Origin of the sequence: Bacillus sp. LJBS06 (assembly GCF_016924995.1) — a bacterium.
In the GTDB taxonomy this organism is placed as follows: domain Bacteria; phylum Bacillota; class Bacilli; order Bacillales; family Bacillaceae; genus Bacillus; species Bacillus stercoris.
Window position 1 is genome coordinate 3,664,133 of record NZ_CP070483.1, and the last position, 18,922, is coordinate 3,683,054.

14 protein-coding genes and 1 pseudogene are annotated in these 18,922 nt (G+C 42.1%); 4 read left to right on the plus strand and 11 right to left on the minus strand.

The genetic code is table 11. The features are described from left to right. Position 1: 1 nt before the first annotated feature. The 3 genes from glcR to ywpG form a co-directional block, all read right to left on the minus strand. Complete coding sequence (gene glcR, locus JQX68_RS18600; RefSeq protein ID WP_205440374.1) at positions 2-778, minus strand: transcriptional regulator GlcR; 777 nt, start codon at positions 776-778, stop codon at positions 2-4. Between the two features lie 222 nt (positions 779-1,000). Continuing rightward, positions 1,001-1,342: a single-stranded DNA-binding protein SsbB gene (gene ssbB / locus JQX68_RS18605; RefSeq protein ID WP_014665657.1), complete on the minus strand. Its 342-nt coding sequence runs from the start codon at positions 1,340-1,342 to the stop codon at positions 1,001-1,003. Between the two features lie 76 nt (positions 1,343-1,418). Continuing rightward, positions 1,419-1,802, minus strand: coding sequence for a DynA interaction protein YwpG (gene ywpG / locus JQX68_RS18610; RefSeq protein ID WP_014665658.1), 384 nt, complete (start codon positions 1,800-1,802; stop codon positions 1,419-1,421). A gap of 173 nt (positions 1,803-1,975) precedes the next feature. On the opposite strand from ywpG, the gene JQX68_RS18615 reads away from it, so the two are divergent. Beyond that, positions 1,976-2,386 carry a YwpF-like family protein gene (locus JQX68_RS18615; RefSeq protein ID WP_014665659.1) on the plus strand — a complete coding sequence of 137 codons (411 nt, stop codon included), beginning with the start codon at positions 1,976-1,978 and terminating at the stop codon, positions 2,384-2,386. A gap of 57 nt (positions 2,387-2,443) precedes the next feature. Here JQX68_RS18615 and JQX68_RS18620 read toward each other — a convergent pair whose 3' ends face one another. The 3 genes from JQX68_RS18620 to JQX68_RS18630 form a co-directional block, all read right to left on the minus strand. Continuing rightward, entirely contained in the window at positions 2,444-3,082 is a 639-nt protein-coding gene (locus JQX68_RS18620) for a class A sortase (RefSeq protein WP_040081584.1), read from the minus strand. A 102-nt stretch (positions 3,083-3,184) separates the two neighbouring features. Continuing rightward, positions 3,185-9,148, minus strand: coding sequence for a SpaA isopeptide-forming pilin-related protein (locus tag JQX68_RS18625; RefSeq protein ID WP_205440375.1), 5,964 nt, complete (start codon positions 9,146-9,148; stop codon positions 3,185-3,187). Between the two features lie 320 nt (positions 9,149-9,468). After that, on the minus strand, positions 9,469-10,545 hold the full coding sequence (locus JQX68_RS18630) for a response regulator (protein WP_205440376.1): 1,077 nt from the start codon (positions 10,543-10,545) through the stop codon (positions 9,469-9,471). Positions 10,546-11,356: 811 nt separating this feature from the next. Between JQX68_RS18630 and JQX68_RS21795 the strand changes: the two are divergent. Both JQX68_RS21795 and JQX68_RS21800 read left to right on the plus strand, forming a co-directional pair. Continuing rightward, positions 11,357-12,670: pseudogene (locus JQX68_RS21795) on the plus strand (sensor histidine kinase); the annotation flags it as partial. 177 nt (positions 12,671-12,847) lie between these two features. Further along, positions 12,848-13,810, plus strand: coding sequence for a histidine kinase (locus tag JQX68_RS21800; protein WP_240345578.1), 963 nt, complete (start codon positions 12,848-12,850; stop codon positions 13,808-13,810). Between the two features lie 47 nt (positions 13,811-13,857). On the opposite strand, the gene mscL is transcribed toward JQX68_RS21800, so the two are convergent. Together mscL and fabZ are read right to left on the minus strand one after the other, a co-directional pair. Next, the gene (mscL, locus tag JQX68_RS18640; RefSeq protein WP_014665664.1) at positions 13,858-14,253 is read right to left on the minus strand and encodes a large conductance mechanosensitive channel protein MscL; all 396 of its coding nucleotides are present in this window, start codon (positions 14,251-14,253) and stop codon (positions 13,858-13,860) included. A 70-nt stretch (positions 14,254-14,323) separates the two neighbouring features. After that, the gene (gene fabZ, locus JQX68_RS18645; protein ID WP_003221796.1) at positions 14,324-14,749 is read right to left on the minus strand and encodes a 3-hydroxyacyl-ACP dehydratase FabZ; all 426 of its coding nucleotides are present in this window, start codon (positions 14,747-14,749) and stop codon (positions 14,324-14,326) included. A 192-nt stretch (positions 14,750-14,941) separates the two neighbouring features. Between fabZ and rapD the strand changes: the two genes are divergently transcribed. Next, a complete protein-coding gene (rapD, locus tag JQX68_RS18650) occupies positions 14,942-16,006 on the plus strand; it encodes an aspartate phosphatase RapD (protein ID WP_103031146.1) in 1,065 nt (354 codons plus the stop codon). A 21-nt stretch (positions 16,007-16,027) separates the two neighbouring features. Here the strand turns inward: rapD and flhP are convergent, their stop codons facing one another. From flhP to mbl, 3 genes are all read right to left on the minus strand, one after another. After that, a complete protein-coding gene (flhP, locus tag JQX68_RS18655) occupies positions 16,028-16,837 on the minus strand; it encodes a flagellar hook-basal body complex protein FlhP (RefSeq protein WP_014665666.1) in 810 nt (269 codons plus the stop codon). A 33-nt stretch (positions 16,838-16,870) separates the two neighbouring features. After that, a complete protein-coding gene (flhO, locus tag JQX68_RS18660) occupies positions 16,871-17,683 on the minus strand; it encodes a flagellar hook-basal body complex protein FlhO (RefSeq protein WP_014665667.1) in 813 nt (270 codons plus the stop codon). A 160-nt stretch (positions 17,684-17,843) separates the two neighbouring features. Then, a complete protein-coding gene (mbl, locus tag JQX68_RS18665; RefSeq protein WP_014665668.1) occupies positions 17,844-18,845 on the minus strand; it encodes a cell shape-determining protein Mbl in 1,002 nt (333 codons plus the stop codon). Positions 18,846-18,922: the final 77 nt, after the last annotated feature.

The window sequence follows — 18,922 nt, forward strand, 5'->3', positions numbered from 1 at the left end:
GTCAGCCCTTTCCTTCATCCTGCTCTGTCACGAGAAGCTCCACGCCGTTGCGGTCAAACAAGTCACAAAATGCCTGATTCGGCAGTCTGTCTGTGATCAAGAGATCGATTTCACTCAGCTCTGCATACTGATAAAAACTGGTGCTGCCCAGCTTCGAATGGTCTGCAAGCGCGATTACCTGCTTTGCCTGCTGAATCATTTTCCGCTTCACCATGCCATCTTCTTCATGCGCAATGGTAATGCCGTGTTCGGAAATACCGACCACACCGATCACCGCTTTATCGACGTGGTAGCTTGAGAGCTTTTCAATCACAGAGGCGCCGTACAGAAAGCGGTGCTCCTTTTCCAGCTTGCCTCCCAGCAGATAAATTTCAATTCCTTCTTTATCGGACAGCACATCCGCAAGATTAATTGAGTTGGTGATTACGGTACAATCAACCGCTTGCAAATGCTTTGCACAGGCCTGAACGGTTGTCGAAGCATCTAAAATCACCCGGTCACCATCATGAATAAGCGATGCTGCAAGCCTGCCGATCTTGTTTTTTTCCTCTGACACTGTTTTCAAGCGGCCGGAATAGCTTTGAATTTTCTGATGAACAGTCGGCAAAATGGCCCCGCCTCTAGTGCGGATGATGGCATTCTGTTCCTCCAGCTTTACTAGATCGCGTCTCGCTGTATCCCTTGACACTTTCAAGAGCGTACAGATTTGCTCTGTTGTAATTCGGTTATGCTGTTTTAAAAAATCCAAAATCGCTACTAATCTTTCTTCTTGGTACACGCCCTCATTCCTTTTCTTAGCAATCATCTTTAAGTAATTATAAGTTTTTTATCAATTTTATTCAACACTATTAAGTGTTTTTAAGCAAAAATGCATCATATGAACCAATTTTGCCTAAATAAACAAAAAGAAAGAACCAGTCTGGTCGACTGGTCATTTTTGAGGGGATGATGCGGAGATCCGAATGAGTGAATGGATAGAAAACGGGAGGAGCGGGGGTTGTCAATCAGCAGCTTTTTCCCGGGGTTTAGGGTCCATAAAACGAACAGTGTCAGCCAATACTTCTGTTACATACACGTTAACCCCTTCTGCGTTTTCATAGCTTCTTGTCTGAATTCGTCCGCTTACGCCGACAAGAGAACCTTTTTGGCAATACAACGCGGTGTTTTCAGCTGTCTTTCTCCAAAGTGTGCAATTGACGTAATCAGCTTCGATTTCACCTGAAGCATTTTTGAAGCTGCGGTTCACCGCGAGCGTAACGTGGGCGACTGCCGCACCGGCGGAAGTATAGCGAAGCTCGGGATCTTTTGTAAGACGTCCGACAAGCATGACCTGATTGAACATGCGATTCCTCCTCTCCTTGCGGTTGTATGTATTGTAAATGATGCAACAAGAAAAGAAAAACGCTTAAAAATGGCTTTCAGCCTCTGTTTTTATCTTTCGTTTTCATTTTCCCTTCAGCTAAAAACATCTTTTGCTTTTTCCCTTTAAAGAAATATGTACTTTTTAAAAAACGGAAAAAGATTTGCTTCGTCAGCCAATTTTGCGTATTCATGCGCACATAGGAAGAACCATCCCACGCAAACCACTGAAAGCTCAACTTTTTTTCCGGCATTGACAGCTTGATTTTATACTGCTCCATGCCATCTTGTGTTTCGTATAAAAAACTTATCCTTCCTTTTTTGTTCAGATGGACCTCAAACACTTCCTTACGGCTTAACATATATGTTACTTCCTTTTGAATCAAATGGTTTTCAGAAGGAGCGCCGTCAATATAAATTTCCTTTAAACGAAATTGATTCATACCACATCTCTCCGTAATCCATAGTCAGTTACAGTATAATGAAAAAATAGAAATTATTAAATGTTTCACTCATACAAAATTCTTTAGCCCCAGCATTGCAGCATTTTTCCTCGAAAACGTTTATGTTATAATGGAAGGCAAGAAATCTTTGGAAGTAATCGGGGTGAGAAGAAATGAAAACCTTTAAACTGGTTGACCTGAATGTGGAACGAGTGGACAAGGAAGAACAATCAATTGAACAGTTTCCTCTTATTGACGGACTGATTATCAATAAAGAAGACGGTGAAAATCACTGGCTGATTGAAGCGCTTGTACAGAAAGAACATCTTTCTTTTTTTGAACAGCTTCAAAACAGCCAATCTGAAGCCAAAGTATTTGTAACGATTACGAAAAAAAGCAATCGCCCCGCCCAGCTGACAGCAGCAGTGAAAAATATCGTCAAGCTGGAAGAAAGCATACAGGTTTTACTCTACGGACAAATGGTCACAAGAAAACAGCAGGGAACTGAGACCATACTCGAATCCCTTGTAAAAGAGGGCTATACAGGAACAAAACTTATTGAGGCATTTAAGCAAAAAATATAAAAAAGAAGCGAAAAAGCCGCCGTTCTAAAACGGCAGCTTTTTTTCACTCTAGCATAATTAATTGGTATGGCCAAAAGAATCAACCAATTCCCCTTTCACAACGAGGCGCCCTTCGGTTTTGACCGCCTTGTCACATGTGATTAACGTAATCTCCTTTTTGTTTGTCTCCTCAATTACATCTGCATCCATTTCCGATATGATGTCTTTAGATGTCACAGAATAGATATAATCCTTTTTAAAATCCGTGATAACAATTTGGGCACCTGTTTTTACGTTTTCCAGAGGCCCGAACAGAAGACTCTTTTGCTTCAAATGATGGCCTGCCAACGGATAATTCCCCTCGCCCATTTTTTGATCCGGGCGCATTGTTGCCGCCCCTATCAATAGATTTTCGTTGGTTGTTCCTTTTACGATCGGAAGCTCCAGATCGACGCTTTTAATCGTTATCCGTCCAATAACCGCTTTTTGATCGTGTTCAAAGCCGGCCTTTATGGCATCCATCAACTCAGGCGGTTCGATTGAATCAAATTCAAATTCCGCTTCTCTCTCATTATTTTTTTTCAGCTGCTCTACAGTTAAGGCCGACTCACTTTGGCTTTTGCTAAGATAGGCTATGATTCCTCCTTTGATATAAGGAGAAGAGATCAGCAGCAGTCCTAAAAGAATGAACACCGTAATGATCATTTTTTTGTACATGCAAAAAACCCTTTCTTATGCTTCCTTCTAAAAATGCGCCTTGTCAGTTTCACTTTTAAAAAAGCACCTGATCGGTTCTTCATTGATCAGGTGCCTTCCTATTTATCCTTTTTTTTGCTTCTTTCTTGAGGCAACAGCTAAGCCTCCGCCTGCCATAAGCAGCAGGATGCCAATCATGGCCGTCAGCATGCTGTCTGTATCTCCGGTTTTTGGAAGAGTGTTGTCTGTGTTCGTCTGACCATCCGAGCTGCCATCTGTACCATTGGTTTTCGAATGATCTCCATCATCTTTACCATTTCCGTCCGGTGTAGGTTTATTAGGATGATCATGTTTATCTGGCGTTGGTGTTTTCACTTTTTGATTAGAAACAACGATCTCAACAGCTTTTGACTGTCCTTTTTCAATTGTGAATTCAATTGGTGTTTCATCAAGTTTGTAACCTTCGGGAGCCTTTGTTTCAATCAACTGATAGCTTCCAGGCGCAAGGCCTTTTACAGTGAACTGTCCATCGTGATCCGTTTTCCAGAGTTCAGAAAGCTCTTTTCCATATCCGTCAGTTTTTACAGGCTTGCCGCTTTCATCCAATAACTTGAATTCAGCGCCGGCCAAAACGGTATTTTTATCATCTTGATCCACTTTTTTCACATTTACGTCACCTGGTGCCAATATGTTTTCCGCGGTGATTTCGACTGTTTTTGTGTCTGTGTTTGTGATCTTGAACGATATAGGAGTTTGGTTCAACTCATAATCTTTAGGCGCTTTTGTTTCAACAAACTGATATTCGCCAGCTTTAAGGCCGTGCACCGTGATTTGTCCTTTGTCATCGGTAACCAAACCGGACTTCAGCACTTTGCCGTTGGCATCTGCCAAATTGAACTGCGCACCTTGCAGAACTTTATTTTTATCATGCTGATCCACTTTAGTGAGAACGACAAGGTTCTTTGTATTAACCGCTGTCACTTTCACTTGCTCAGGTTTGCCGCCATATTCTGCTTTAATGGTGAATGACACTGGTTTTTCGGATAAAAGATATCCATCTGGCGCCTGTTTTTCAACAAATTGATAGCTTCCCGGCGCTAACCCGTCAACTTCAATTTTACCGCCTTCTTTTGAGACTAGATCGTCTCTCACAGTGTTCCCATCGCTGTCCGTGATTTTGAACACCGCACCTGCTAAGCCTTTTCCATCTTGGTCTTCCTTCGTCAGCTGAACCGATCCTTGATAGTTCACGACGATCCCGGCATCTGCGGATTTTGGCTTTCCTGCGGCTGATTCAGAAATGATAAACTCTTTTTTCTCCGTGTTCAGCACATAACCGGCTGGCGCTTTCGTTTCCACAAAGGCGTAGCGTCCCGGTGCAAGACCCGTAGCCTTCACTTTTCCGTCATTATCGGAAGTCAGCTCTTCTTGAACCGTATTTCCTTTTTCGTCGACAATGTTGAAAACTGCACCTTCAAGCTTCTTGCCTTCAGCATTTTCCTTCGTCAACTCAACGGAGCCTTTATGGTTAATGGCGATTCCGGCATCTGTAGCTTCAGGCTTTCCTTCAAAGGAATCAGAGATCTCAAACTCCATTTTCTCTGTATTCAGCACATAGCCCGCTGGCGCTTTCGTTTCAACAAAAGCGTAGCGTCCCGGTGCAAGGCCTGAGGCTGCGACTTTCCCGTTTTTATCCGAGGTCAGTCCTTCTTGAACCGTATTGCCTTCGTTGTCGATAATTTTAAAGACGGCTCCTTCAAGCTTCTTGCCATCGGCATCTTCCTTCGTCAGCTCAACAGAGCCTTTATCGTTAACGACGATTCCGGCATCTGCGGCTTCAGGTTTTCCTGCTGCAGATTCTGAGATGGTAAATTCTTTTTTCTTTGTATTCAGCACATAACCCGCTGGCGCTTTTGTTTCCACAAGGGCGTAGCGTCCCGGCGCAAGGCCCGAAGCCTCAATTTTACCGTCTTTATCTGAAGTCAGCTTCTCTTGAACGACCTTCCCATCTTGATCGACAATGTTGAATACTGCGCCTTCAAGTTTCTGGCCTTCAGCATTTTCCTTCGTCAGTGAGACTTTCCCTTGATAGTTGGTCATTTTTCCTAAATTCACATCAGACACTTGATTCTTTTCATTCTTTGCGATTGAGAAGTGAATCGCTTTTGTATTTACGATAAAGCCTTCAGGAGCTTGTGTTTCTGTCAAGCGATAGTAGCCCGCCGGCAAACCGTTCATTTCTACTTTTCCGTTTTTATCCGATTTGATATCTGTTCGTATGAGAGTATAGGTGCCGTCATTTGACTTTTTCTCCAGCTTGAAAACAGCACCTGCCAAAGGATTGTTTTGTTCGTCTTGTTTGATAAGCGTCACCTTGTTCTGTTGATTTACGACTTTGTACAGCGCTCCTGTCTTGGAGGAGTTGCTGTCTATTTTCACAGAGACTCCTTTTGCATAAGCATCACTGATGGTATATCCGTCAGGCGCTTTTACTTCTTTTAATACATAGGAACCATAGCGAATATTTCCAAATGCAAGCTTCCCGCCGGCATCCGTCGTGCCAGTGCGGAGGAGCTGTTTGGAGTCCTCAGACCATAACTGAAATTCTGCTCCTTCTAGAGCTTTATCGTCCTCTCCAGTCTTAAAAATCGTCAGGCTTCCTTTTTCTCCAGATCCGGAACCGTCACCGCTTGAAATAGCAACAAAGATCGAGCTGCTGTTTTCTTGAGTCTGCTCCTTCACATTAGTTCCTGAAATGGACACCTTATTTTTAACATGGCCGCTCGTGCCGGCTATGTTAATCAGAGACCGGTATTTGATCACATAGGCACGGTCAATTTGCTTATAACTTCCTATAAATGTCAGGACAAATGATTGTTCACCTGTTGTATTGTCCGTTTTGATGTCTAACGTGTAATCCTTGTCTTTTTGAAGCTCAAGATCGCCCGCGGTCAGATTTCCGCTGCTGTCTTTGACCACTCCGTTTTCATCATATTTTGCTTGATATACTTTAAAAGAATCTGCATCTAAAATTTGATTTTCATCCGGCGTGTCTGTGACTTTTACATCATCCAGCGTTGATTGGCTGGAGTTGACATTGATGTTCCAATCGATGTAGTTTCCATTTTGTTTGCCGCCTTTGAAAACCAGGCTTCCTCCGTTCGTAACTGAAACAGAGCCCGTCAACGTACGGTCTGCATAGCCGTCATTATAGTAGGTTGCCTTGTTTGTGTACTGATTCTGATCAATGACCTGTCCTTTGAGTGATGTCTTAAACTCAATCAGATATGGTACAGAATCGCCTGTTTTAAGATGTACCGTCAGAGTGCGTTCATTATTCGCAGAAGGCTCTTCGACATCATACTTGGAAGGATCAAGCGCGTCTCCTTCTGTGATCGAGCCGTTTTTATTGATCGTATAACTCTTAACGACAACGGAACCCGGCACAAATTGCTGAGGATCTGTTATGGCATCTTTGATATAAGGATTTTTCGTCGGCTCGCCGTTATAGTTGACGCCGATTTTCCACGTGATTTCCTTTGAAACCGCGTTGTATGAACCGTTTTTAAACCCATTATTTGAAGTCTGGTGATTCGGCGTAAAACCGCTTGATACTTTATTCGTGCGCTCATTGCCGTTTTGATCAGTCCATGTCGACTGAGCTGTATTCTTAACGATTTCGTTAGAATAATCGGCATTGAATGTTGTCGTATAAGTGATCTTAAATTGACTGTCTGTTTTTGCATAATCCCCGATCAATGCCAAAGTAAAGCCTTTATGATCCGGTTTTTTTGTTAACGTGTAGTCTTTGTCTTTCCGCAATGTTTTGTTGTTCGTTATGTCTTGAAGCTTGAACGATTCATCAAGCAGAACCATTCCGCCGCTTTCAAATTGATCATCCAAAGCCCAATTGTTCATCAAGTATTTATTTTTATTAACGGTAATCGTCCAATCAACCGTCTTCTTTTCATAATCTACGTTTGAATATCCTTTGATGAGATTCTGCTGAATGGCTATTCCGGAAGCTTCTTTTGAATCCCCTGTTCCGGTCACCACGCTATTGGTGTATGTTGTAGATTTATCAATGATCACTCCGGTGTTGACCTTTGTTTGATATGTGATTTTGTAAGCGCTGGTAATGGTTTTATTAAATTTGATTTCAAATCCGTTTCCATTATCGATCAGCGTGTAGTCCTCGCCTTCCTTTAAAGGCGATCCCGCTTGCTCGCCGCCATTCTGTCCGAAGGTAATAGGAACAACCTTCAAAGAATCTTTTACAAGATGCAAATCGCCAGTTCCAAAAGAATCTTTAATGCTGGCCTTGGATTGGTCGATCTGTTTCTCACCGTAGTTGTATGCAAGAGCCCAGCTGAATGTTTGAGATTCTCCATCATAGCCTGTTGATGATTTCGCGATCATTTTTCCATATTTGGCTGCAACAGTGGCTTCTGCAGAAATGGGCTCCAGTTGATCTCCGCTGAATGCTGCCTTGTTCATCAGCGTTATATTTCCGCCTTCACTCGGCTTCGCACTATTGTCAATGTCGGTTTCGTATATAAGGCGGTAGGCTGAATCAATTGTTCCGTCAAATGTGACATTTCCTTTTGAATCAACACTGTAGCCGGAAGAAACTTCATTTCCTCTGCTGACAGAACTATCAATGTTCACATTGAGTTCATACACTTTAACTGAACGGTAGATTACGCCATCTGGAAGGCTCTCCGTGAGTTTGGCATTTTTGACTTGATCCAACTTTTTATTGACATCGACCGTCCATGTTACTTTACCAGGGTTGATGCCTTTATCCAGCACACCTGATTTATCAATGGTTTTACTCACATTGGGTTTAAAATAAACTGTTGTTTCAGGCGTATCGGCATTCACAGGGAATGGAATCTTTTGTGTTGTCGAACCCGTAATTTTTTTCTCGTTGAACTGCGTATTGATAACCAAAGTACCTTTGACATGAGAACTTTCTTTTATCTCGCTGTTAAATGTCATCACCACATGTCCGTTCGTATCAATAGAAAATGTCCCGAAGGTGGTGTCTCCGGCGCTTAACGGCAGGTTCACAATGTCATTATGCATAATAAATTCTTTAGGCAAATCAAATTCATATTTATCGCCGGCATTGATTGTTTTTCCTAAATCGTCAGGAATGGCCCAATCAATTGAAATTTTCACCGGAGAATTCGTATTGGCGCGATTGCCCTTGTCATATGGCTCTCCGTTTGCATCCGTCAATGTCACGCCGGTTAAAATATTTTGCGTGATTTGTTTTTCTTCAGTTTGCAAGCTTTTGAAAGCTGATTGACTTGAGGATGACACTTTTTTTGAATCATCACTCTTAGAGGATTCGCCGCTCTTAGAATCCGCTGACGGCTGCTGTTCTTCCTCTTTTTGCTCCTTGCTGACTGAAGGTGCAGATTTGTCATCTGCTCCTTTCTGATCACCCGCAGTATCAGAAGAGTCGTTTTTTGGCTCTTCCTCCTCATCATCTGGTGTCTCCTCTTTCTTAACAGGGATGATCACCTGCTGGGTTTTGCCTCCCCCTAACTGAAAAAGAGCTGCAACTGTATGTTCATCGTCTTTTACATCTGCAGTAAACTTAGCTGGCAGAGTAATGGTCCCCTTGGCATCAAGAGAATCCGCAGATGCAGTTGTTAATTTTACCGTCACGGTGCTGCTGCCCGCCGGCACTTGATAGCTGCCGATGACCTGATCAGCAGATTTGATCTCACCTTCTGCACCTTTATCAAATGTAAAGCTTTTAGGTATCTCCACATTGATATCCTGTTCGCTATCTGCTTTTTTGACTTTTTCCAATGACCATTCATATGTCAGTGTCACGTCGTCCCCCGGTGTTAGTGCCGGTTCGCTTCCTTTTGATCCGTCAACAATCCGGCCCTTGGCGTCCTTAACTGTTACCGAATCGAAGAATTGACTGTCACTTGGCGTTATACCTACAGCCTGCGCTGTAAGAGTATAGCTGGCGATCTGGCTGAAGAAGAAAAAGATGGCAAGGCTTATGATCATGACGATCCGCCCGCTTTTTTTCAGCCCTAAGGGAAAACTCCTCGTTCTCAACTTTTCATTCCTCCCTCTCCTATCTATTTTTCACTTGCCGATTGATCCGCGAGACCATAAAATCATGTCTCATCCCCCACAATGAACTGCTAATACCGAATGTGCTCCAAAACTAAGATTTGCCATCCGAACCAAACTACATTGTATGAAATGGAACTATACAATTTCTGTACAACTCAAAAATCATGTATGATTGAAGTGAATTGGAGAGTTGAAGATTCAACCAGGAGACATATGGCGAGGGCCTTCCCTTTAGCTGACATGCACAAAAAAACCAGTGTGCATCGAAAGGCAATCGACACATACTGGTTTGGAGTTTTTTAATTAATTTGATCCTTCATTTGTTTGTAACGCTGATATTCTTTTATCGCCTCTTCTACCTTCCCGTTTTTGTTAAATAGCTGCAGCTTGTATTGCATGATTTTATGATCACAAGGCTCAATTTTCTCGGCTTGCAGGCAAACGTCCATCGCTTGGTGATCGTTCATTTCCTGAATATGATAATCGATCAGTTCATAGGCCTTTCCAAGCCAAAGCTGGGAAAGACGCGCTTTTTCCGGTTCTGCCCAAAGATAGCCGTGCTCCATTAGATAATGATTTTGATAGGACAGGAAAATATCCATGTGCAGATGTAATGTAGCTTCATTGAGCGGAGGCGCCCCTTTGAGTGATTTTTCCCATTCCACAACATCGATTTTTGCGTCTGAAAGCCGAAGAATATATCCAGTATCAGTCTTCTCGATTGTTTGGCTGAAAGGGATCTGGCTGAATAATTTTCGTATTTGATAAATGGTGGAGTAAAGCTGGGTGCTTGCTTTTGAAATATCATAATGAGGCCAAAAAAGATCGATCAGCATGTCTTTACTGACCACACGGCCGTGATTGTGAAGTAAAAATAAGTATATTTCACGTGCTTTCGACGTTCTCCACTTGACTGGAATGTTTGTTTTGGCACCCTTTAAGATTTGATGAAACTGCAGGCTTCCAAAGCATTGGATCGAAAAATGCGCCTCGGTGTTTCCTGTATTTTGTCTGAGCATATGATTCGTTTTGATTCGTTCAACAGTAGTCTCAAGCCGCTCGTATACGACAGGCTTCAGCAAATAATCAATGGCATTCAGCTCAAACGCTTTGATAGCAAACTCATTATAAGCCGTGATGAAAACGACTTGGATGTTTTCATTCATCGATTGAATGGCCTCAGCAAGCTCAATGCCATTTACCCCCGGCATTTCAATATCAAGAAACACCGCATCTACAGCAGGAGTCTCAGGATGCTCCAAGGCTTCAACCGGATCTTGATACGCCATAATAGATTGAAAGGCGTTTGTTCGTTCAAGCATTTTCTTAAAATGAAGCAATGCCAAGTGCTCATCATCAACAATTAACGCTTTCACAAAACATCCCACCCTATATGTAAAATCGAGATATCAGTAAATAACTTCTATTATATCATGACAAATAACCCCTTTATCTGGATTCTTTTTCTTTCTATTGTAGTTTTTGAAATTTTGCACTTACAATATTTATAAAAAAATAGGAATTTAGAATGATCTGATCCTATTTGAATAAAGGAGCCATGATATGAAAGAGAAATTCATCTTTACTTCGATTATTTTCGGTTACGCTGCATTCTTTATGGTTTTCATTTCCATTGACCATTCTTCCGGGTCAACGCTTCCTGAGGCAAGGCATGGGGTCATGAACTTAGAGAATTGGGATTTTCAGAAGGATGGGAATGTACAGCTGAACGGAAAATGGACATTGTATCCAAATCAGATTCTGTCACCAAAAGAGATCGCTACAGCAAAAGGAAAAGATCCTCTCTTCGTTGATGTTCCCAGCAATGTAAAGCTGTCCAAACAAGGTATGAATGTAGATTACGGAACATATAAGCTAACCATAAGATCAAAGCAAGACCATCAGGTATTTGGGATCAGCACGTCGTTTATTTACAGCGCCAATCGCATCTATTTTAATGGACAACGCATTGGCCAAAGCGGAAGCCCTTCAGATAATCCTGATTTCGCGGCACAAAACCGCCCATATACGAGCTTTTTTACGCTTCACAAGGGTGACAATGAACTTATCGTACAATTTTCGAACTTCGGAAAAACGCCGGGATGGGGAATCGCAAAGCCAATTACTTTTGGCACTCAGGACCAAATAGTGCGGGAAAACAAAATTTCCTTTCTTAATGATACGATCATGATTACAGCTTTTTTCATTACCGGATTATATTTTCTGGGCTTTTTCCTGCAAAGAAAAAGAGATAAACATTTGTTGTTTTTTTCTGTTATGTGTCTTCTGTTTTCGTTCATTATTCTGATGATCGGAAAAGAGCGGATTATATTTCTCCTTTATCCGTCAATTTCATTTTCATTGCTAAATTCATTGAGGGCCATCTCTACAGTGTTTGTCAGCATTGCGGTTTTTCTTTATCTCTATTTTGCTTACAGAGAGATTGTTTCAAAGCGTTTTATTCGCATAGCCACCGTCTCTTCCGGACTGGTCTTAGTCACAGATTTTTTAACCGTCGGTTTTATCGGCCATACCTCGTACATCTTACATTCTGTGCTAGCCGTCTCGACTCTGGTTTATATTACATATATTTTTACGATTGCTGCGATCCGCAAAATGGAAGGAAGCCTGTATCTGACCATCGCCTCTATATCAATGAGTGCTTTTGTCATTTTAACCACCATATCAGCTTATAGCGGCAAAACAGCCTTTTCCTTTAATTCGATTTATTCATTGCCAACAGTTATCGCTTTGCTGGCGATCGTTCTGCTAATGGCACAGCAATTCGCCGGGGCATTCCGTGAAAATGAAGTGCTCTCGTGGAAATTGCTCAAAAGTGACCGTTTAAAAGATGAATTTATCGCCAAAACATCACATGAATTCAAAACACCGCTGAACAGCATCATTAATATATGCCAGACCCTGCTGGCCGGCAAAAGAAAAAGAACAATAGAAGAAGAGAAGGAAAATATGCAGCTCGTCATCCGCATGGGCTACAGGCTGTCCAATCTCGTAAATGACATCTTGGATTTAGAAAAAATAAAGCAGGGCATGCTTCAAATCCACCCGGTTCCTGTTGATATTTATACTTTAGTTTGTTCGGAAATGAATTTCTACAATCTTTTATCGAGACATAAAAACTTGAATATGGTGAATCATATCCCGGACGATCTTCCTTTAGTGCTCGCGGATGAAAACCGCTTCCGCCAAATATTAACCAATTTAGTCGATAATGCAATCAAATATACAACAGAGGGCCAAATCACACTTTCTGCTTCAAGACTGAACGACAGCATGATCAAAGTGACATTAACGGATACGGGAAGCGGCATTTCAGAAGCTGATCGCCAAACCATCTTTGAGTCTTTTCAGCAAGCCGAAGCGAATAAAGACGATGGTGCCGGTCTTGGCCTTAGCATTGTCAAACAGCTGGTTCAGCTCCAAAACGGAGACATTTGGGTCGAATCGAAAGAGGGAAAAGGTTCGGCATTCCATTTCACATTGCCAATCGCCCAAAATGAATCTGTATCTGAAACAAAGAAACGTCTTCCTGAATTGCATTCCAGGAAAGATCTGTCGGATATCTCATTTAGCACACCTTATTACTCTGAGCGTATTGACGCTCCAACCATTCTGATAGTCGATGATAACATTGATAGTTTGAAAATTTTGAGCGATATGCTTGAAGGTGTACCCTACAATGTGATTGCTGCGAAGAATGGAAAGGAAGCATTAGAAATCATCTCTTGCACGAAGCTTGATTTGGTTATTTTGGACTTGATGATGCCGGATATGACTGGTTTTGAAGTCTGTATGAAAATTCGCGAACGATTCAGCATGGTCGATCTCCCGGTTCTGATGATTACAGCAGCCATTATCGGCCATGACAAATACAAGGCGTTTCATGCCGGAGCGAATGACATTTTGCAAAAACCTTATCATTACTCTGAATTTATGGCGCGTATTCAAAACCTGATCATGATGAAACATACAGCAAATCAAGCGACAAGAATGGAAATGGCATTTCTCCAATCGCAAATCAAGCCTCATTTTCTTTATAATGTCTTAAACACGATTATTTCTCTCACGCATTTGGATATTGAAAAGGCCCGGGAGGTAACAGAGGAATTTACCAACTATTTGAGAATGAGTTTTGACTTTCAAAATACATCTGCCATCAGTTCCTTCAGACATGAGCTTTCGATTATCAATTCCTACCTTTCTATAGAAAAAACGCGATTCGGCAATCGGCTTGAGGTTCTTTTCGATATAGATGAAGACATCGACTTTATCCTTCCGCCTTTAATGATTCAGCCCTTGGTGGAAAATGCCGTTCTTCACGGTGTCAGCAAGAAAAGAGGCGGAGGATGGATCAAACTGACAGCTAAAAAACAAAGCAAAAATGAGTATTACATTAAAGTAGAGGATAACGGTGCGGGGATGCATCCGGAAAAACAAAAAGATCTCTTATCTGCGGATTTCGATCGCAGCGTCGGATTAAAGAATATCAATCAGCGGCTGAAACATTTTTGCGGAAGCGAGTTGATGATCAGCAGCAATCCGGATGCAGGCACCTCAGTCTCAATGCTCATTCATCTCGCTGAAACAACGGAAAGCCCCGCGGGACTGAGGAGCACCTAAATGAAAATAGAGATAAAAAAAAGACGCCGTTTCTAACGGCATCTTTTTTATTCCGGTGACTTCGTTTGCTGCTTCAGCAGGTCTCTGATTTCTTTCAGCAGCTCCTCCTGCGCATCCGCAGCTTCCTCCGCCGCCTCTTCTTCTGCTGCTTCTTTTTTGCGCCTTAACCCATTCAAAGTCCGAATGACGATAAAAATGGAGAACGATATAATTAAGAAGTTCACAATCGTCTGTATAAAGCTGCCATACTTCACTACAGCGTCGCCAAACGTAAACGACAGGCCTGAGAAGTCAAGCCCTCCCAGCAGCAAACCGACCAAAGGCATAATGATATCATTTACTAGAGATGTGACAATCTTGCCGAAAGCGCCGCCTATCACAACACCAATCGCTAGGTCTACGATATTTCCCCGCATGGCAAAGGCTTTAAATTCATTCCACATACAATCACCTGCTTTTCTATTTTTGTAAAGAAAAAGACAAATGTGCCCCTGGCCATCTGCCTTTTTTCATTTATTCTCCGAGGGCAAAAGTCAGTTCAACTTCGCAAACGACTTCGCCATCAACTGTGGCAACGCCTTTTCCGCGCCCGATTGTGCCGCGGGCACGAATGATTTCAACCTCTAGGTGAAGCTGGTCACCAGGCTTGACTTGTTTTTTAAAGCGGCAGTTATCAATGCCTGCAAAAAAAGCCAGTCTGCCGCGGTTTTCTTCTTTAATCAGCATCGCAACAGCTCCAACTTGAGCAAGCGCTTCTACGATTAATACGCCGGGCATAACCGGATACTGAGGAAAATGTCCGTTAAAGAACTCTTCATTTGCGGTTACATTTTTATAGCCTTTCGCCCGTTTGCCTTCTTCAACTTCCGTAATCCGATCCACAAGCAAAAACGGATAACGGTGAGGAATAATTTCTTTAATTTGCTGAGTATCAAGCATTGTCTTGACATCTCCTTCATCTGCATTAGTATGTATAGCAATCATCAAAGATCCAATCTGTACATTTGAAAAGTATATTATGAATTAATCTCTTTTTCAACTGCACTAACTATGTAACCAACTGTCAATGAGAGCCGTCAAAAGTTATGATATGATAATTATAGATTTTACCAATAGCAAAGAGGTAGGAAAATGATTTCGAAGTTTATTGAAAAAAGAATGCTAAACATGTTAGACGAGTGGTATTCCGCAATGAGCAAACGCAAAATGAATCACGTTTGCACACTGAAAGAGAAAATTGACCAGCACCTTCCGAAGATCAAAAAGAACACAAAGCTTTGGATGCGTTATCAATTGTTTCAGGCCCGCCATCAGCTGCTTTTTGAAAACCAGAACGGACTCGATTCATTGTTCGATGACCTATATGGCTTGGAAGACAAAATGGATGATGAATTGAAGTACTATCTGTATTTTTTCTCTGGATTATATGAAATGGTAAAAACAGCTCCGAAACATGCAGTACATCATTTTAAAAAAGCTGAACAGTACCTGGCCGCCATTCAAAATACGTTTGAAGCCGCTGATTTATATTATCAAACCGCCGGCGCCTATTACTTGATGAAATCACCGCCGCTTTCCATCCAATACGTCAAAAAAGCATTACACATCTATTTGCACCAATTCGGCTATATCAAAAAGGTAATCACCTGTAAACTTTTGCTTGCCGTGAATTATATTGATCAAGAACGCTATGAAAAAGCTGAACAGCTTTTCAAAGAAATCATTAACAAAACCCAGCAACTACATGACGAAAACCTGCTATGCCACGCTTATTATAACCTTGGCTTTTTAAAAGCAACCGAGAAAAAAGACCAGGAAGCGCTTCTTTACTTTAAAAAAGTATTAAGGAATCGAGAATTTGAAACGAATTCTCCCGTCTCGTATCTGCACTGTGTGTACGAGTCTGTCAGAGCGCTGTTTAAAACAGGTAACATCACAGAAGCTAAAGCCGTCCTTCAAAAAGGAAAAGAATTATCTGAAAAGGTAGACATTCAAACCATTTATTTAAAATTAAAAACGCTTGAAGCACTCTACACCTCAGTGGAAGATCCCTATGAGCAGCTGCTCGAATATGTGATTGAATTAGAAAAAATCGAGGCGTGGGTGGATTTAGAAGTCCTGCTAGAAGATATTACGGAATACTACAAAAAAAAGGACGATTTCGAAAAAGCCGCTTTTTTTATCATGCGCGGCTGAGTGAAAACGCCCATTTTCTTATTATCTGACTGAATTGATTAAACCCAGCATTTGATCTCCCATTGTGATCGTTCTGCTGTTCAGCTGATATGAACGCTGAGACGTAATCAAATCTGTCATTTGTTCTGAAATATCGACATTGGACATCTCAAGTGAGCCCTGCTGCATGCCAATGTTTTGTCTATTTGCGCCATTCAGCTCTTCAAAAGCTGCCGCATTATCAATAGAGAAAAGGTTATTCCCTTCCGATTTCAGCTCTTGAGGGTTATTCACTTGGACAACCCCAAGGTTAAACCGCTGAACCGCATTTCCGTTAGAGGCGGTTAACGTGCCGTTCTTATTGATGGTGATATTCTTCATTGAACTGTCGATGTTCACTGTATTGCCTTTTTCATCAAGAACCGGATACCCATTTCCAGTAACGAGCTGAAGCTGGTTGGCATTATTGGCTGAAGGCGTTAAATATAATGCTCCGTCTCTCGTATACTGGCGGTTTCCATTTACATTCACCTGAAGATATTGGTATGGTGACGTAAACGCGATATCAAGATCACGATCCGTCTTCTGAACGCTTCCTTGATCAGAGACAAGGCGTGAATTCATCATCGCTCCGACGCCAAGGCGCAAGCCGGGCGGCGTTTTTCGGGCTTTTGCCACTTCCTCGTTTTTTTCATCAACCTGATCGAATTGCTGTCTGACAAGCTCAGAAAAATTCGTATCTTTTGCCTTATAGCCGGTTGTGTTGCTGTTTGAAAGGTTGCTGCTGATTGTGTCAATCTGCTGCTGCAGCTGGTTTAAGGTTGTTGATGCCGTTAGCATTGACCTGAGCATGGTTCATGTCCCCCGTTTTTTTCTTCCGTTATCTTAAATTTTTCCGATTTCATTCGCTGCTTTATCCATACTTTTATCGTAAGCCTGAATAACCTTCTGATTCGCCTCAAACGATCTGTACGCTTCAGTCATTTCTGTATAGGCGCTCGTCACATCCACGTTTGAAAGCTCTGAGATGCCTTGTTTTAATGAATAGGATACTTGATTATTTCCAGCTGCGCTTGGCAGATCATTGCCGTCCGCCGTGCTGTACAAATCGTTTCCGTCCCTTTTCAGATTGCGGACATCTTCCGCCATTCTGACATCAATCTGGCCGGCTGTCCGTCCGTTTGTTGTCACAGTACCATTTTCAGACACAGTGAAATTCTCATTATCAACAGTAATTGGCTGGCCATCCGTCGATAAAACAGGGCGTCCGTTGATCGTCAGCTGATTATTCTCATTTAGTGAAAATGTGCTGCTTTTTGAATAACGGATTCCATCCGCTGTTTGAACCGGATAAAAAAGAGCCGCGTTTTCATTGGTTTCCGCATTGATCGGAACTTGATTTTCGACCAATGCAATGTCTGTAGGCTGTTCTGTAGACTTCAGGCTCCCCTGTGTAAGGAGTGGCTTAAGCTCCTGCATGTACACTCCCGTATTCACGGAACCGATTTCCGTCCTCGATGTTCCGGCCGGAGATTTTGATTCAATTCTGCTGAGCAGCATCTCAGGGAACGCTCGCATCGAGCCTTGATCAGCTTTATATCCTGATGTATTTGCGTTTGCAATGTTATTTGAAAGCATTTCCGTTCTTCTTTGCTGGGCAATCATTGCGGATGTTGCTGTATATAATCCTTTTAACAAATTTTCCACCTCTAAAAATGGCATTTTTTCCAGTTGTCATATAGGAACGTTTGTTCTATAATGAAAATCAGTATTTTATCCTATTATCGTCATTTAATATCTTTTCGTGAAGGCTTTTCATAAAAAAACCTCATTCTTTTTCAGAATGAGGTTTGTGAAATCAGCTTAGTTTGCGTTTAGGAAGCTTGTCCATATTATCAAGCATGACACCTGTGCCGATGGCTACGCAATCCATAGGATTTTCAGCAACGAGGACCGGTACCCTCAGCTCTTCGGCAAGCAGCTGGTCAAGACCGTTTAAGAGCGCGCCTCCGCCGGTAATAATAACGCCGCGGTCGATAATATCAGCAGAAAGTTCAGGCGGTGTTCTTTCAAGCACTTGTTTCGCAGCCTGAACAATAACAGCGACAGATTCACGAAGGGCTTCTTCAACTTCTTTACTGTTGACTGTAATTGTTCTTGGAAGACCGGAAACCATGTCCCGTCCGCGAATGGAAATTTCCTCGTGACGTGCGTCTGGGAAAACCGTTGCGACTTTAATCTTAATATCCTCCGCAGTACGTTCACCGATCAGCAGCTTGTACTCGCGTTTGATATAATTTAAGATTTCCATGTCAAACTTGTCCCCAGCCATTTTAATAGAAGAGGAGGTGACAATATCGCCCATTGAAATAACCGCGATATCCGTCGTACCGCCTCCGATGTCTACAACCATGTTACCGCTTGGCTGGAATATTTCCATACCCGCGCCGATAGCGGCAACTTTAGGTTCTTCTTCAAGGTATACATGTTTCCCGCCGCTTTTTTCTGCAGCTTCTTTGATTGCTTTTTGCTCAACAGATGTAATATTCGTCGGGCAGCAAATGAGCATGCGCGGCTTTGAAAACAGGCCTTTTACATTTAGCTTGTTAATAAAATGTTTCAGCATTGCTTCTGTTACTTCAAAGTCAGCAATAACTCCGTCTTTCAGCGGGCGAATCGCAACAATATTCCCAGGTGTACGTCCAACCATTCGTCTTGCCTCTTCGCCAACCGCCAGCACTTTGCCGCTGTTTTTATCAAGTGCAACTACGGAAGGTTCATTCAGAACAATTCCTTTACCTTTAACATGGATCAGTACATTTGCAGTACCGAGGTCAATACCAATATCCCTTGCAAACATCTATTTATATCCTCCTTGAAAATCTGTTTCACAGTAAATATCCACATTGTGCCCTAATTATATATATTATCATAAAA